The sequence below is a fragment of the Xanthomonas bonasiae genome (assembly GCF_014836395.1).
GTDB classification, from domain to species: domain Bacteria; phylum Pseudomonadota; class Gammaproteobacteria; order Xanthomonadales; family Xanthomonadaceae; genus Xanthomonas_A; species Xanthomonas_A bonasiae.
On record NZ_JACSQX010000011.1, the window covers coordinates 14,490 to 29,915 of the forward strand.

Here is a 15,426-nt window from a genome sequence, read left to right on the forward strand (position 1 = left end):
GTTAGACCCGCGGGAGAAATTTAATGAGTTTTCATACAATCTTGCAAACTGCTAACCTCGGGGATGAGCCCCTTCATATTGATGACGTCGGTGATCGAGTCCTAGCCATTTTGGATCGTGATGGCATACATCACGACCTGCTCTCTGATCTAAGGGAATCTTTCAACGCAGGAGAGAGTGTTTGCGGTGTCCATTCGGAGTACCTGCTACGCCTACTTGAAGCTTTAGCAGCCATAGCACCTCAGTGCCACTTTGAGGTTCGGTGCTTCGGGGAGGAGTTTAGACATACGTGGATTCGTGAGTTCTCTGGAGGAAGGGCCATTTTTGAGGCCGGCCCGTGGGAATACGAATAGGCGGGAAACCATGGGTCAGAGTGCAATTTCTCTGTACCGGTCGCCCTAGAAAGTGCACTTTGACCCAGATTCTTTAGTCGCTCCGTTTTCTACTTGACATCCCGCCCAGCCAGTAGCAATCTCCAACTCAAGGAGCGTAGAAACTCCTCTAACAGCGGTACCCACCTCCGACAAACCGGTGGGTTTTTTGTGCCTGATCCTCAGGTACAACCGACGCGATGCCTGCGTCGGGAGGGCGGCTAATACAACACCCTTCGGGGAAATACGCCCGCCGTCTGTTAGCGGTTTCTAACCTCCCGACATCCCGTCGCCGGTCGGCGGCGGGTTTCTGGCCGTCAAGGAGGGCTTCGCCATGCATCCACCGTCATCCCGTCCCGCCCCTGCGCGCAAGCGTGTCACGCGCAAGGCCAACTGCTGCCCGAACTGGACCATCGTCGATTCCGAGCTCATTCCCATGCTGACGCCCGAGCAGATCGCCGCGGCCGACGCTGCCGATCTCGCCCGCCAGCAACGCGCCCCGCGCCGTACGCGCCCACCGCAGCACTGCACCGTCGGTTGCGGCCATGCCGCCAACGGCAAGCGCATGCCCGCGTTGCGCCTGGCCGGCCGCTGGATGGAGGAACTGGGCTTCGCCATCGGCAAGAAGCTGCACGTGCGCGTGCGCGACGGCGAACTCGTGGTGAGTCTGGTCACCAAGGACTGAACCGACTGCCGTGCATCGGGCGCAATGGGTATGTGGTCAGTTAATGCTGACAGTCGGGGCCATGGCGAGGTGACCGATAAGCGCAGTCGGTCTTCTTGCGTGCGCAGAAGCTACCTGCGTTTCGCGATGTAGCTAAGCAAAGAAGGAGCGATTCTTCGCTCCTTCTTTGCTTGCAATCGAGTCAGCCCTTTGCACACCGCTGCAGGGACTCCCCATCGGCGGCGCCGGCAAGGCAGGAGAGCGCCGTCAACGCTTCTTTCCGTTGCTCCAAGGTCAGCGATGTTTCGGCAATCGCATCGGGATGGGCAGAGAGCGACTTGGCCCGCTCGATTACGCGGGCGTGCAGAGCATCGTCTTTCACCTCACCCAAGGTGCTTGCCAACAAGCGGGTTTGCGCCACGAAGTTCGCGTTGAGCGAATCCCGCTGCTGCTCTGCGTTCTTCGGCGATCCGTTGGCATTGGCGAGCATGGCCGATGCATCCAACCAGTGCCATGCGGCGGCAGACGCTTCGGTACGGGAAAGCGCATAACTACCGCCCACCACGCCGCCGACGATCGCACTTACGGCACTTGCTACCAAGACTAAAGCAATTGTCGAGACTTTCATAAATTTCCTCACAAGACTTGGAGCCAACATTTGAGCAGCACACCAGCGGAGGTGGCACAGAACAGCCAGACCTCCCCGGCACGACCGGTGGAACCACGGGCACCATAAGCGACGTTTGGTGGGTTCCAATCCACCACCATCGGGTCGCCACCGCCTCCGGCACTGCCTGAACCCGCATCGGGTAGGGGGCTGCCGTCCACCGCCCGTGCCGTGCCGGCGATAAACTTATCCGCGCTTGGTGCGGCAAAATTGATCTCGAAGCATGCCGTGTCGCCGTTGTTGAACACCGCGCACACACGCGGGTCTTTGCCAAAGAACTGCTTCATCTTATTCGAGAGTAGCTGGCGGAATGCAGCTTTGAGGCTTCTTCCAGCCCATGCGGGATTCTTCTCGGTCAATGCCTTGAAAATCTCCAGCGATGTGGCTTCGGCGTTGCGTCCAACGAAAGAACCGTAATAGTCATTACTGGGCATCACGATCACCTGATCGGTCTTCGTCAGATCGATGATGGCGCCGACTTCCGCCGCTTCTTGAGCACTTGCGTCCCACTGATCGACCTGCCACTTGTCTCCTGGACCGGCCGCCGCGATTGCTTCGGCCTCGGCCTGACGTGCGGTGACGCCTGTATATGCCTGGTTGGAGAGCGAGATTGCCTTGCCTGAGGCAGCGATCTTCGGTTCTGTCTGTGCCTGTGGGCCGCCACCCGCGTTCGGGTTGAACAAGATCGAGAAGAGCGCCGTAGCCTTGGTATCGGGATTGATCACCAGGACATCATACGTGCCTCCGACGCGGCCGATTTCTGCTTTGGCGGCATTCTGGAACGAGGCGGGTGTGGTGCACGTGGTGCAGATACTCACCAGGTCCGAAGCTAGCGCTGTGCAACTTATTCCCAACAGCGTGATTGAAACCAGGGCAATAGACTTCCAATTCTTCATGCCACTCTCCATGGTTACTTGCGTACGAAGGTCTCCACTTTCCTAAGTGCAGCCGATGGAACCTAGCATGGCTGCGATCTACGGGCAATTGCGGTCGGCCTTGCACGCGTTAGCTCCAAACGCGGGCCGCCCCAGGAGATCTCACACCTGCTAGTGGAGTGAGTTACAACACCTTGCTAGCAGGCGTTGGACCTCAGGGTCAGGCTCACTTGGGAAGTCAACAAAGGATGGGGTCACAGTGCACTTCTAGCTGCAAACGCGCTACGGCGCGGCTGGCTTGACGTCATACACGACCACGCGCTGCCACAGGTGCTCGCAATCGGCGACGAACTGCTTGTGAATGGGATGGACCTGATAGGCGTTCTGTCCGGCGACATCGTCGAAGAACAGGAGTTCCGAGGCGCTGTAGCTGCCATCGACGACGCCACGCTGCTCGGTCTCCGCCGGCACGCCGATGTGGATGCCGCGCACGGTGTCGATGCCGGCCAACGTTCGCAAACCGGCGAGCAGCTTGGCTAGATCCTCTTTGGAATCCGGATTCTTCAACCAAAAGAACACGTGATGCACGATCGGCGGGAACGATGCCTTGTCGGCGGTCGTGGCCGTGGCCGCGCGGGAGCCGGTGGCAACCACGCCGGCAGCCAAAGCGGTGGCGGCAACGATGAGATCTCGGCGTGTGCGATCGGTCATGATCAGGCCCTTCAGTTCATAGTCTGCGGGCCTGCGAGTATAGGACGACAAGAACGTGGTCAGGTTCACTTGAAAGGAAGTCAGCCTGACCCCGCTTTTCTGCGTCTATCCTTGACGGCCCACGGCTGGTCGAGGATTGCCCCAATCAATCGCCCATGAGCACCTTCCAATTCCAACCGCGCTGGAAAGAAGAACTGGTCTGCACCGGCCCGGGTGGCGCGTTCGTGCTGGACTTCACGATGGGCGTGCCGACCGTGTTCGCGCCCACCGAGCACGCCTGGGCGCAGAGCGCGCCTGCGTGGGCGCAAGCGCTACGGCCGGTGTTCAAGGCCGAGCTGGAGGCCTGGTGCCAGGCGCATGACGTGCAGTTCTTCCTGGACGGAACGGCGAAGTGCTACTGAACGGCGGCCGGAAGCGCCGATAGCAGGGTCCAGATCAGAAGCAACGCAGCAAGCGGACGTTGGCGGCTTGGTATCCTGGCCTGCCACTGCGGCCAAGTTACTAAGCGCGCACATTCATGCTTCGACATTTCACTTGTCTGTTTGCTTTGCTCCTCGCGGCCTCCACTGCTGCGAACGCCCAGTGCCTGCCCGGTCAGCCATCGGTGGTTCGGCTCACAGGCGTACTTGAGCGCGTCACGTTTGCAGGCCCGCCCAACTACGAGAGCACCCAGAGCGGCGACGCACCCGAAACCTATTTCGTCCTGCGACTGCCGGCGCCGGTATGCGTGCTCGATTCAGATCAAAGCGCAATCTCGGCCAACCGCCTGCAATTGTTCTTGGAGCCGGGGCAGTACAAGCTATTCCGGCCTCGGCTCGGCAAGCGCATCACGCTGCCGGGCGAACTGTGGCGGGCTGAAACCGGGCACCACCACACGCCGCTGATGTTTACACCGGCAGGAGGCAAGACAGGTGCCACCAATTCGCCATAGCCGAGCCGGTTTCGCGGTGAGGCACACCTCAGGTGCTAGACCACGCATGAGCTTCCCGGACGCAACGATCTACTCATTGTTTGGCGCTGCGCCAGGCCTCGTCATTGTCGCGCGGACATGGGTGAAAGGGCTAAAGCTCGCATCGCGCATGTCCACTATCGCATTCGCCGAACGCAAGTGGAATGACGCGGATTTGACCAATAAACAGAAGCTTGACCTCTGGTCTTCCCCCGATCGCTTCATCGGCCCCGATGACAGCGCAGCGATGGTCGATGCCAAGCGCGCCATTCTTGCATACAGGTATAAGGGCCTGTTGGGACTATGGGGTGGAGGAATCCTGGCATTTGCAGGCGGCATCATAGGCTCGCTAATCGCACGTGGCCTTGCCTGACACAGCGGCACCAGGTTCGAAATCCTGCTTCCATGTTGCGAACTCAACGCCGCGCCGCCGCCTCCCGCCGATACACCCCGCCGAAGCTGACATTCGCGCCGCCACACTGCAGGTTGTCCGCGACTACCAGCAGGTCGCCGAGCAGCTGCAGGCGCACCTTGCACTCGTCCTCGCTGACCTCCACCCGATTGCCTTCCGGGTAGCCGCGCGCGGTGACGGCGCCTATGTGCGGGCCGCCCGGTACCTGCTCCGGATCCGGGTTGGCGCTGGGCCAGTAGGCATCGCCGTTGACGGTGACGCTGCCGTCGCCATTGGCGGTCAACTGCAGCTCATTGTCGCCATCGTGCCAGCGGCCGTTCCAGGCCTGCGGCGTCGGCTGGGCCATGCTCGGCAACGGCTGCACGCTGGCCTGTGCGACCCAGCCGGCACTGCCGCCGACCTTGTTGGGATAGAACGCGCAGGCAAACCCGTCGCGCCGCTGCGCCAGCACCACCACATCGCCCTTGACCACGTAGGCGCGCTGCCGGCAGGCGGCCTCGCCCTTGCCCGGGCAACCGTCGCTGTCGTCGAGCAGGTATAACCGCGGTACCGCGACCTTGGCGAGCGCGAACCCGGCCGGGCTGTTGGTGAACAGGCCATTGCGGCAGGTGGCCGCATCGGCATCGTCCGGCGCGGCATGCGCCATCGCCGGTATCGCCAACAGGGTAAGCAGCCAGGCTCTGCGCATCTCGATCACTCCAGGTGTGGGGGCGATAGTGTGGCCCAATGGCGGTGACCTGGCGCAAGCGACCTGAGGCGATCCGGCGTCATCCATTGCAGATTCACTGCAACTCGGGAGGGGTCATGCGGTCACGCAGGGGGTCACGTGCGACTTCGCGGTCGAAGGCGTGGCCATCCGCGAGCGAGGCGAGCGAGCCACCGATTGCAGCACGCCCGCTCCCCAGCGCCTGCCGGCAAGGAGAGAGACAGTTGACGTCAGCGGCACCTCGCCCGCGCTGAGGCGTTCCAGTGGCACGCCGACCTGACTGCCGCAAGCCCGTCGAGAACCCTGAGCGGCCGCTCCCACTCGGCGACCGAAGCCCCCTACAATCCCGCAAATTCAATCCGCACACAGGCATCAGGAAACGTCATGGAAGAAGATCTCGGCGGTATCGACAAGGAACACGGCCATCCCCGCGCGCTCCAGATCATTCCGGATGAATTCTTCTGGGATTGCACGGACGAGCTCGCCCCTTTCGGATCCGACGAAGGAGACACCGCCCTTCACGAGTACCGCGAATGGCGCAAGCACCATCCAGGTGAACCGCTCGAGGACTGCATCGTCTGGACGATCGAGTCGGTTGGAGAGATGGAGGTGTCCGAGTATTCTGACGCCATCTTCAACGAGTCCACGGTGCGCGAGCAGATCGAAGATCCCGATTTCGACGATCAGCAGTACATCTTCACCACGGACGTCTCGGTGCTGGCGACGGCATTCGGCCAGCTCGCCGATGAGGGCACGATCGATGCCTCGGCCAAGCCTTACGCGGCACGCGCGCTCAAGCGCCAAGCGGTCTGGGCCAGGCTCCAGCCCGATTGGGCGTACACGGACGAATACCTCCACAAGCTTTCGCGGCTGCAGGCAGCGCTGGATGTTGCCTGACGCCCTGCCGACCTAGGCCGCTTGCGGCTCGGTCGATCTCACGCATCGCAGCGAACGAACAGCACATGACGACCGACGAGACCTGCCTTGCCGCCCGACAGATGATGGCCAGCATGCGCGACCGCATCGACGGAGACGCCGCGCTCAAGCTGACGCTGGAAGGGATGATCGCCGTCGAAGAAGCGCATTTCCCCGACCGGACGACGTACGAGGCAATGACGCATATCGAGGAGTGCGCAGCGTGCCAGCGGTGGAGCGCCAGCTGGCTGGACGCCCAGTTTCCCGAGCGTGTGACGCATCGCGAACGGCTGAGCAAGTACTGCTGCATCCACATGCTCGCCGCTGCGACGCATCCCGACGCCGAGGTCCGATTCGCGTTCGGACTGTTCAGGGGTGAGGATGCGTGCTGGTCGATCAACGAGCACTATGCGTTTGCGCGATTCTGTCCATGGTGCGGCCAGGAGCTGCCCAACCAAGCCTTCGAACCGGAGCCGATTGCATGAGCACCTCCCATCCCGTCCATGCCCTCAGCGTGATCTACGCCCGGAACATCGAGCGGGTCGCCGAGTTCTACAGGAAGACGCTTTCGCTCGACCTTGTGGAGCAGGACGACGCTTTCGTGGTGGTGGGGAATGCCCACTACGAAATCGCCGTGGTCCGCATGGCGGGCGACAGGGCACCTGCTTCCTCACCTGGGCCGCTCCACGTGAGAGCGGGGACGCCAATCAAATGCTCGTTCCTGGTGGAGAGCCTGGAGCATGCCCGGTCCGCGGCCGAGTCCTGCGGCGGTGCCTTCAAGCCGCTCGCCTCCGCGTGGCGCTGGCGCGATCAACTGCATTTGGATGGGCATGATCCGGAAGGCAATGTCGTGCAGGTTCGCGCCCGCGCGACCTGACGCTTCGTCACGCCCGCGCCGGTTCGCGCTGCGGCCGTGGCGCTCTATGGCAACGCATTCGTTCCAAGCTGTCTTGAGATTCCGCCGACTCAGGCGTCAGGTATCAATCAGGGGCGACGATGGCCGCACTACTCCTCCCTTTCATGGCATTGGCGGCGGTCGGGCTGCTGCTGAGCCTCTGCGTCCACGTCGCCTCCCTGCTCGGACTCCGGGTTCCAGGCGGTGCATTGGTCTGGTCGCTGCACATCGGCATCTTCGTGGTGTGGCTTCCCGCAGTGCTGGTCGCCACCCGTATCACTCGGGGCAGGCCGCACCGCGACTACTGGAAGACGGTGCTGTCCGGTTGCCCGCCATGGATGCGCTACACGGGATACGCGCTATTCGTCTATGCCGCCGCCAACTTCTTCTGGATCATGGCGACTAGCGAATCGCAGGATCTCAAGAGGATCGGTGACGCTTCGGTCATCCGTGCATTCTCCGGGCATTGGTTGGTGTTCTATGGTGCAGCCTTCGCCATTCTCTACTCGGCGTACCGTACACCGCGCCTGCTCTCGCGACAGCGATGCGCCGATGGCCATGAGGTGGCGGGCAGCGACGCGTTCTGTTCCACCTGTGGTAAAAAGATCCAGCGGCCCGTAGTGGCCGATTGACGCGAGGCGACAGCCTTGTCCGGCCGCGGGGGACAGCCGGTTCTGAGCGGTCCAGGGATGTTGGGATCACCTAGGGGGACTCGTATGCGGCGTGTAATGTTGGCTGTCGTTCTTTCGACAGGTCTCGCGGCTTGCCAATCCGCGTCGCCTCCACGGACGGACATCGCCCACGGCGACGGTTCTTCCCCGGAGCATGCAGTCGATCTTTCCGCTGCGCACAGCGAAGGACAGGGAATACGAGCGGAAAGGGACTGGCTCAATCAGCACTACCCCGGTGCGCAGGTAAAATCGCAGTCGCTGCTGTCCGGACCGCCGGTCATGGACCTGATTACGATCTCGCTGCCATCCGGCGAAGAGCGAGACGTCTATTTCGACATTTCGTCGTACTTCGGGAAGTGGTGACGGGAGAGATATGGATATTGTGCAAATATCGATGGCTACACTTCCGACTTTGTTGGTTTGCGTTGGAGTCGCTTTCCCCGTAGCGATCGCTGTCGCATCCCGCTTGACGCTGCTGATTTCTCTTTTGACGTCGACTGCGGCCTTCCTTTCCTTGCTGTGTTTGAGTTGGTTCTTTCGGGATGGACTAGGGCCGGATGCGATAACCTCGGAGGGCCTTGAGGCGGCATCGCGCATCGCTTTCGGCGCGGCATTTCCAGCGTACTGTTGGTTGCTCATCAACGGTTCGGCATACCTTGTCTATCGGGCGCGCCGCAAGACAAGAGTAGAAGATAGAACGCAGCACTCCCGTCACGTAGCGTGATCGGCGATCCGGATCGACTATGGCACGCAATTTTGAATGCCAGCAGATATCCTTGCACCAAACCGTTGGAGAGGGATTGCACTATCTCTGGGACCCAATCGGGGTGGCGGGTGCTCCGCAAGCACGCGATGAATATGCCGGCTATGTCGATCCATCTGCTGCACGCTGCACCAAGGCATCGACGAGTCTTCGCTTGCTAGACATCTTGTAAACATTGCCGACCGGCATATCGGGCTTTCTGGCACAGAAGACCGTGCTCAATTGGCAGCGCGCAGATTGCGGGTTTGGCGGGATGCGATAACACGCTAGCCTATCTGACGTTCGAGCCGAACCACTTTGCGATGGCTTGCCTCGGCAACCATCGTGTCATCAGTCGACCTAGGGACCAGCGACATGCAGCGGCGCCTTCCTGTTCTTGGAGCAGCAACCCTCACGGCATGCGCCGCAGGGTTTCTGCTGTTCGGCTATTCCCCGGCGCCCTGCGCTTGCGAGACGCCGTGGCAACTCGTGTATGCGGCATCTGGGCTCCCATTCGACCAACCCTATACGTCCTATAGCGCACAACAAGTAGAGCAAGGCTTGAACCGCCATCTTGCAGGATTGCCGATTTTCGGTTCGGACGACTACTTCCTCGACGCTTGCAAAGAAACGGCTTCGCAGCATCTTCGATGTGTCATCGGCACGGAGCAATCGGTGCTGAGGCAGTCGGGCTACGTCATCGACATGGATACGGATGCGCGCGGACGATTCGAGCATGCCCATGTGACGTCCTATTCTGCGTGGCGCTAGGCGACCTTCCTGGCCATCGGGTCAGCGCTACAACACCCTCCATCCTCGATCTAAAGGAAAGAACCATGCGCTCGCTTGCAGGGATGCTTCTGGCAACGACCATGGCGCTCGCGGGGTGTGCGTCCATCCCACTGTCCACGGCATTAAGCCTGTCGTCGCTGTCGCCGCGCACGCTTGCGCAGACCGACCCAGCGCAGGTCCGGGTCCGGCTGTCCGTCCCGGAAGGGTATGAGGTCAACGTTCCCGCCGCGCGCCTGAAGTTGCGTCTCGAGGGGGCGTCCGGGATCAAGTCCGCCTCGATGGGGCTGTCGCTCCTAGGCACCTCGCGCGAGAAGCGTTCGGGCGGCCTGTTCCGCTCGGATGTGCCGGTCTCGACCTACGTGCTGGCCCTGAACCCGGACGGCGTGCGCGAACTCCAGGAACTCCAGCGCTTCGTCCTCGCCGGCGATCCTTCGACGTTCCTGTTCGGCGTGCAGGCGCCGTTCGCCAAGGTGCCGCCGCAGGCGAGGGAGGTGACGTTCTGGGCAGACCTGAAGCTATCGCTCGCCGAGCCCTACAAGCCGCTGATCGATGGCGCCAGCATCCGCTTCGAAGGCACGCCGCCCGGTGGCTGACGATCGGCGGGGCTGATGATATCGACAACTCGACAATAGGCAGTCGCATGCCACGAAAGCGCGCATTGGCCGAAGCAGAGGCGGGAAAGCTCATCTCTTCCATCCAGAAGGAATGGGGTAACGACACCGGGACTGCGCAGGCCGACATTTCCGAGCACGTCATGGAATCCGCGCATGCCTTGCTGCAGGCTACGCAGGGCGATCGCCTGGAAGAGGAACTTGGGGGCAGGTCGGTCGTGGACTACCTGGGTGCGCTTTGGGTAAAGCGCCATCCGTCTGTGCTTCCCGCGATACATGCGCTCGAGGTGGCACGTTGCAAACACTTATAAAGGGCGGCAAGGCTTACCGAGCCGTAACATGGCCATGATCCAAAACCAAGCCGGACTGCAGTTCCGAACTTCACCACAAGCCGCTTCCGCTTTGCGGATCGGCCCGCATCAGGCGCAACGTCCATGCTGATCAATCGCGGTCGCGCAGTGACATATGGCCTTGTCGCCATTCTTGGCGTCGTGGCCCTGCAAGCATTCAATAGCTTTGCCTGCTACCAGCACGGGTTGCGGGAATTCCTTGCCGCGCTGGGAATGTTCCTGCTCGTTCCCTTGCTACCACCAATCATCGCGCTGGCGACGGCCAACCCGTTGCGGGCCGTCGGCGGCTGCCTTCTGTTCGCGCCCTGGCTGGCGCTGGCGTACTACACCGATTGCGTACGTCCATACACCGGTGGTGGGGCGTCCATGATCTATGTCGCGGTCCTGTTCTGGGGGACGCCGAGCTCGATCCTTGGCGTGCTCGTGACCGGTCCCATCCTGCGCATGCTCGGAGTTTCCGTGGCGGGCGCTCGCGCGAACGCGGCCTAGCCAGCTCGAGGTCTCGTATAGAGGAGGCCGTCGTCACGCGCGGTTTCGTATCCCCGGTAGGTCGCGTGCACTCCGCGAACCCGGCTGCCCGCACGCGGATGGAAGCGGGCATTGGGGCCATCCAGCGGCATATCGCGCGGCGCTTGCGCATGATTGCCGTCAGGATCTTCGTCTAGAAACTGCAGCGATCGAAGGTGCGCACCCGCGACTCTTCGGCGACGACCAGGCGATCCCCGCGCTGGCCCAGCATGAAGACGGCGGCAACTTCCTTGTCGGGATCGCTCGCCGAGGCGGTGAGGATCTGCCAGGTCCACGGCGTCCGTGCGAGCAGGGTAACGAGGTTGGGCCAGATGTCCTCGCCCATGCCGGTCATTCGCTCGTTGCCGAACGTGAGGTAATGGCTAGGGTCGTCGGCTTTTTCGCACGAGCCACCTGCGATCACCCATTTGCCTTGGAGCTGTGCGGGGAAGTGGGACTTGGCCACGTTCTTCTCGTAGCGGCTGTCGGGCAGGCGCGTCAGTTTGCCGGGCGCCCAGGCATAGGCCCAGGTGTAGCGTCCCGGTGGCGGGCAGCGATCGCTGCCGTCGGGCGCGCGCTGGTGCCGCAGGCAGATCGGCGAGGTCTCGCGGACGACGAAGGTGACGTCGATGCGATTGCCCTTGGTCTGCAGTTCCATTACCTCTCCGGGAATCTGCTCGCCGGCGTCCGGGACGTACCCGGTCTTGCGTGCCCTGGCTTCCCATTCGTCGACGCGCCGGCCGATGGACGGGGTCTTGCCCGGAACGCGCTTGCGCAGTACGTCGATGCTGTTGGGGCAGTCGCTGCTGGATCCGATGCAGTACGACGAGTTGAGGTAGACGATCTCGTCGGTGCCGTCGCCATCGAGATCGACGGCGCGGACGAAACCCGCATAGTCCTCGGCGATGATGTCGTCGTTGACGGAGAAGTCTTGCCACAGGTCCACGATCTCGTGCGCCCGCAGCCATCCCAGCTTTCCTCCCTCCGCCTCCGCTTCCGCCGCGGGAGCCAGCGCCAGCAGCACGGTCATCATCCAGATCCGCATCCTTGCTCTCTCCTTCGCGTGTGGACACGGCACGGTACTACGCGGCCAGGCATGCGTCCAAGGAGGCAATGCGACCGGATATCGAATCCGGCGAGGTCCGCAGGCAACCGCTCGCCGCGGCCATGGATGTGCAAAGCGGGATCGCGCACGGCATGGCTGCAGTTCCTTGCGGCTGTGAGATCGCCAAGACCTGCAATGGCTGGTGCCGGTGAAACCCGGACGGGAACCGCGTGATGAGGCCTGGACAGCTGACGCGCCACGGCCATCAAGCTGGCGTATCCTCGCGCCGGTCTTCCCTGCGTGTGTGCTGCCGATGTCGATCCGGATATTGCCACTGTTGCTGTTGTGGTCGTCGCTGGCGGCCGCGCCGATCGCGCGGGCAGCGCAGCCGCACTGCCTGCCCTATGGCCCGATCAAGGTCACGCTGTCCGGCAAGTTGGAGCCGCACGCAAAAACAGCGCCGGCCAGTGAAGCTGTTGCAGCCGATGCCGACAGCGAGGTGCTGGTGCTGCCGACGCCGGTGTGCGTGGCGGCGACGCCCGACGGTCAGGCGCCACGCCACGACGCTGTGCGGCGCCTGCGCCTGGCGGTGACCAAGGACCAGGCGGCGCATCTGGAAGAAGAGGGCGTCGGGCAGATCGTGCGCGTCACCGGCATGCTGTCGGAAGTGGCGGGGAGTGATGACTCACCCAACCTGCTGTTGACGGTGATCGGGATCGATAGCGACTGACGCGGCGCTGCACGCACCGAGTTGCAGGCGCAGGCCGGCCTCCTGGCGAGGACCGCGCTTTCGTTGCATGCCGTCACGCGCATGCCGGCGATGCCACGGAGTTGCAACATGGATGACATATCGTGCCGCGCTACGCCATCGTCTGGCGCGCCGTCGCGGGCTGCTGCGCAAGCCGAACGGAATCGTCATCCAGCCCAAAGGAATCGCCATGTTGCTGCATCCCGATCTTTCCGCGTGCCGCTCGGCCGCGCGTTCGTCGCGCCTGTCCGCTGCCCCGGTCCGCAACCGCCTGGCTCAGGCCTGCGCCGGCCTGCTGCTGGCGTCGATCGTCACCGCGGCCGCCGCCCAGGACATGGCGCCGTCGCTGGCCGGTAGCGAGCAGCAGGCCACGCGCGGGACCGCGTCCGGCGATGCGGCGACCTCGCTGGACACCATCACCGTCACCGCCGAGCACCGCGAGCAGAACCTGCAGGACGTGCCCGTGTCGGTGGGCGTGGTGCAGGGCGATGCGATGCGCAACTACACCGCCGGCGGCGACGACACGTTGCTGGCGCTGTCCGGCCGCGTGCCCAGCTTCTACGCCGAAACCACCACCGGCCGCATCTTCCCGCGCTTCTACATCCGCGGGTTGGGCAACATCGATTTCTATCTCGGCGCCTCGCAGCCGGTGTCGATCATCCAGGACGACGTGGTGCTGGAGCACGTGGTGCTGAAGTCCAACCCGGTCTACGACCTGGACCAGGTAGAAGTGCTGCGCGGCCCGCAGGGCTCGCTGTTCGGCCGCAACACCACCGCCGGCATCGTCAAGTTCGACAGCATCAAGCCCAGCGACGACTACAGCGGCCGGCTCAGCGCCAGCTACGGCAGCTACGGCATCACCTCGCTCGACGGCGGTTTCGGCGGCCCGATCAACGACGTGCTGTCGTTCCGCCTGTCGGCGCTGTACCAGCACCGCGACGATTGGGTCGACAACACCTACAGCGGCCCCAGCGCCGACGGCACGGTGACGCCGAAGAAGGACGCGATGGGCGGCTACGACGACCGCAATGCGCGCCTGCAGCTGCTGCTCAAGCCGAGCGAGGACTTCTCGCTGCTGGCCTCGGCGCATACCCGCGACTACGACGGCACCTCCACGCTGTTCCTGCGCAACGCGGTCACCAAGGGCTCCAACAAGGTCGATGTGCCGCGCGACCAGGTGGCCTACGATGAGGCGCACGACAATCCGCAGGCGTACAAGACCCATGGCGGCTCGCTCAAGGCGGTGTACGACTTTGGCGGCGTGTCGCTGACCTCGATCAGCGCCTACGAGACCACCTCCGGCTACAGCCGCGGCGACACCGACGGTGGCGCGGCGGCGAACTATCCGGTCAACGGCGTGGCCAACGGCTACGGCCAGTCGATGGGCCAGGTGCGCGACCTGGACCAGTACACGCAGGAGCTGCGCCTGGCCAGCGAAGGCGACGCGGCGCTGCAGTGGCAGGCCGGCGCGTTCTACTTCGACGGCAAGGACACCACCGATTTCTACCAGCGCGCGTACTTCCTGCAGACCGCCGCGCGCAACCCGAACAACTGGGTGCGCCTGCGCAACAGCAACACCTCATGGGCCGGTTTCGGCCAGTTGACCTACAAGGCCACCGATGCGTTGACCCTGACCGCGGGCGTGCGCCAGACCCGCGACAGCAAGGAAACCAAGCTGCTCAAGACCGCCGACACCGCCGCCGGCGTGGTCACCTACCGCGGCCGCCGCGACGTGCGCATGGCCGATACGCAGCCGAGCTGGGATTTCAGCGCGATGTACGCGATCGACGACAACGTCAGCGTGTACGCGAAGGTGGCGCGCGGCTTCCGCGGCCCGACCATCCAGGGCCGTTCGGCGGTGTTCAACTCCGACTTCACCACCGCCGATTCGGAGACGATCCTGTCCTGGGAAGCGGGCATCAAGAGCAGTCTGTTCGACAACCGCCTGCGCCTGAACGTCACCGGCTTCACCTACACGGTCGACGACATCCAGCTCAACGGCAACGACTCCAACGGCAACGGCGTGCTGTTCAATGCGGACAAGGCCAAGGCCTACGGCATGGAAGCCGATCTGGACTGGCGCCCGATCCCGAACCTGTCGCTGAGCGCCGGCCTGAGCCTGCTGCACAGCGAGATCCAGGACAAGCGCGTGTACGCGCAGGTGTGCGCGCTGAACGGCGTGGTGGTGTGCACGGTGAACGATCCGACGATCAAGGTCGGCGCCAACACCTTCGCCCAGATCGACGGCAATCCGCTGCCGAACGCGCCCACCTACAACGTCAACCTGGCCGCGCGCTACGACATCCCGGTCGCCGACGGCGGCGCGTTCTTCGTCGCCACCGACTGGAACAAGCAGGGCAAGACCAGCTTCGTGCTGTACGACTCGACCGAGTTCAATTCCAAGGGCAGCTTCGAAGGCGGGCTGAAGCTGGGCTACAGCGGCGACTACGGCGCGTGGGAAGTGGCGGCGTTCGCGCGCAACATCACCAACGAGAAGAACCTCAAGGGCGTGATCGAGAACTACATGGCGGCGGTGTACAACGAGCCGCGCATCGTCGGCCTGTCGGTCGACGTCCATTGGCATTGATGCGCAAAAGGCCGGTAGTCCTGTAGCGGCTCCGGCTGGCCTCGGGTGGCCAGCGCCGCGATGGCGCAGCCTGTCGTTGACGGGCTGCATCGTCGCGCCCGCCTGTGTAGGAGCGGCTTCAGCCGCGACAGGATCTATCGGTAACGCCCGTCGCGGCTGAAGCCGTTCCTACAGAAGGCCGCTCCATCCTGGAGAACGGGAAGAACCT

At 63.2% G+C, this 15,426-nt stretch carries 20 protein-coding genes; 15 read left to right on the plus strand and 5 right to left on the minus strand.

Annotated features, from left to right (window positions below; genetic code table 11):
• Window positions 1–807 precede the first annotated feature (807 nt).
• Window positions 808–1,056 carry a SymE family type I addiction module toxin gene (locus H9658_RS17485; protein ID WP_318241414.1) on the plus strand — a complete coding sequence of 83 codons (249 nt, stop codon included), beginning with the start codon at window positions 808–810 and terminating at the stop codon, window positions 1,054–1,056.
• 181 nt (window positions 1,057–1,237) lie between these two features.
• Here H9658_RS17485 and H9658_RS17490 read toward each other — a convergent pair whose 3' ends face one another.
• The 3 genes from H9658_RS17490 to H9658_RS17500 form a co-directional block, all read right to left on the minus strand.
• The gene (locus tag H9658_RS17490) at window positions 1,238–1,663 is read right to left on the minus strand and encodes a hypothetical protein (RefSeq protein ID WP_191826335.1); all 426 of its coding nucleotides are present in this window, start codon (window positions 1,661–1,663) and stop codon (window positions 1,238–1,240) included.
• 8 nt (window positions 1,664–1,671) lie between these two features.
• Entirely contained in the window at window positions 1,672–2,598 is a 927-nt protein-coding gene (locus H9658_RS17495) for a hypothetical protein (protein WP_191826336.1), read from the minus strand.
• 261 nt (window positions 2,599–2,859) lie between these two features.
• The gene (locus H9658_RS17500; RefSeq protein WP_318241415.1) at window positions 2,860–3,357 is read right to left on the minus strand and encodes a Dabb family protein; all 498 of its coding nucleotides are present in this window, start codon (window positions 3,355–3,357) and stop codon (window positions 2,860–2,862) included.
• Window positions 3,358–3,443: 86 nt separating this feature from the next.
• Here H9658_RS17500 and H9658_RS17505 point away from each other — a divergent pair, with 86 nt between their 5' ends.
• The 3 genes from H9658_RS17505 (at window position 3,444) to H9658_RS17515 (ending at window position 4,610) form a co-directional block, all read left to right on the plus strand.
• Window positions 3,444–3,689: a hypothetical protein gene (locus H9658_RS17505; RefSeq protein ID WP_191826337.1), complete on the plus strand. Its 246-nt coding sequence runs from the start codon at window positions 3,444–3,446 to the stop codon at window positions 3,687–3,689.
• A 116-nt stretch (window positions 3,690–3,805) separates the two neighbouring features.
• A complete protein-coding gene (locus H9658_RS17510) occupies window positions 3,806–4,219 on the plus strand; it encodes a DUF4431 domain-containing protein (RefSeq protein WP_191826338.1) in 414 nt (137 codons plus the stop codon).
• A 46-nt stretch (window positions 4,220–4,265) separates the two neighbouring features.
• Window positions 4,266–4,610, plus strand: a complete 345-nt coding sequence (locus tag H9658_RS17515; RefSeq protein WP_191826339.1) for a hypothetical protein — start codon at window positions 4,266–4,268, stop codon at window positions 4,608–4,610.
• 43 nt (window positions 4,611–4,653) lie between these two features.
• On the opposite strand, the gene H9658_RS17520 is transcribed toward H9658_RS17515, so the two are convergent.
• Window positions 4,654–5,337 (minus strand): hypothetical protein, encoded by a 684-nt coding sequence (locus H9658_RS17520; RefSeq protein ID WP_191826340.1) that lies wholly within the window; start codon window positions 5,335–5,337, stop codon window positions 4,654–4,656.
• A 402-nt stretch (window positions 5,338–5,739) separates the two neighbouring features.
• On the opposite strand from H9658_RS17520, the gene H9658_RS17525 reads away from it, so the two are divergent.
• From H9658_RS17525 to H9658_RS17565, 9 genes are all read left to right on the plus strand, one after another.
• The gene (locus H9658_RS17525; RefSeq protein ID WP_191826341.1) at window positions 5,740–6,252 is read left to right on the plus strand and encodes a hypothetical protein; all 513 of its coding nucleotides are present in this window, start codon (window positions 5,740–5,742) and stop codon (window positions 6,250–6,252) included.
• A 65-nt stretch (window positions 6,253–6,317) separates the two neighbouring features.
• On the plus strand, window positions 6,318–6,755 hold the full coding sequence (locus tag H9658_RS17530; RefSeq protein ID WP_191826444.1) for a hypothetical protein: 438 nt from the start codon (window positions 6,318–6,320) through the stop codon (window positions 6,753–6,755).
• Window positions 6,752–7,147 (plus strand): VOC family protein, encoded by a 396-nt coding sequence (locus tag H9658_RS17535; protein ID WP_191826342.1) that lies wholly within the window; start codon window positions 6,752–6,754, stop codon window positions 7,145–7,147. The genes H9658_RS17530 and H9658_RS17535 overlap by 4 nt, the downstream gene beginning before the upstream one ends.
• A gap of 119 nt (window positions 7,148–7,266) precedes the next feature.
• The gene (locus H9658_RS17540) at window positions 7,267–7,797 is read left to right on the plus strand and encodes a hypothetical protein (protein WP_191826343.1); all 531 of its coding nucleotides are present in this window, start codon (window positions 7,267–7,269) and stop codon (window positions 7,795–7,797) included.
• A gap of 96 nt (window positions 7,798–7,893) precedes the next feature.
• Window positions 7,894–8,199: a hypothetical protein gene (locus H9658_RS17545; RefSeq protein ID WP_191826344.1), complete on the plus strand. Its 306-nt coding sequence runs from the start codon at window positions 7,894–7,896 to the stop codon at window positions 8,197–8,199.
• A 754-nt stretch (window positions 8,200–8,953) separates the two neighbouring features.
• The gene (locus H9658_RS17550) at window positions 8,954–9,349 is read left to right on the plus strand and encodes a hypothetical protein (RefSeq protein ID WP_191826345.1); all 396 of its coding nucleotides are present in this window, start codon (window positions 8,954–8,956) and stop codon (window positions 9,347–9,349) included.
• 65 nt (window positions 9,350–9,414) lie between these two features.
• A complete protein-coding gene (locus H9658_RS17555; RefSeq protein ID WP_191826346.1) occupies window positions 9,415–9,963 on the plus strand; it encodes a hypothetical protein in 549 nt (182 codons plus the stop codon).
• Between the two features lie 47 nt (window positions 9,964–10,010).
• The gene (locus H9658_RS17560) at window positions 10,011–10,292 is read left to right on the plus strand and encodes a hypothetical protein (protein WP_191826347.1); all 282 of its coding nucleotides are present in this window, start codon (window positions 10,011–10,013) and stop codon (window positions 10,290–10,292) included.
• Between the two features lie 123 nt (window positions 10,293–10,415).
• Window positions 10,416–10,820, plus strand: coding sequence for a Na+:solute symporter (locus H9658_RS17565; RefSeq protein ID WP_191826348.1), 405 nt, complete (start codon window positions 10,416–10,418; stop codon window positions 10,818–10,820).
• A gap of 172 nt (window positions 10,821–10,992) precedes the next feature.
• Here the strand turns inward: H9658_RS17565 and H9658_RS17570 are convergent, their stop codons facing one another.
• On the minus strand, window positions 10,993–11,868 hold the full coding sequence (locus H9658_RS17570) for a hypothetical protein (RefSeq protein WP_179570368.1): 876 nt from the start codon (window positions 11,866–11,868) through the stop codon (window positions 10,993–10,995).
• A gap of 217 nt (window positions 11,869–12,085) precedes the next feature.
• Between H9658_RS17570 and H9658_RS17575 the strand changes: the two genes are divergently transcribed.
• The gene (locus H9658_RS17575) at window positions 12,086–12,613 is read left to right on the plus strand and encodes a hypothetical protein (RefSeq protein ID WP_318241417.1); all 528 of its coding nucleotides are present in this window, start codon (window positions 12,086–12,088) and stop codon (window positions 12,611–12,613) included.
• 208 nt (window positions 12,614–12,821) lie between these two features.
• Window positions 12,822–15,218 carry a TonB-dependent receptor gene (locus H9658_RS17580; protein WP_191826349.1) on the plus strand — a complete coding sequence of 799 codons (2,397 nt, stop codon included), beginning with the start codon at window positions 12,822–12,824 and terminating at the stop codon, window positions 15,216–15,218.
• Window positions 15,219–15,426 lie beyond the last annotated feature (208 nt).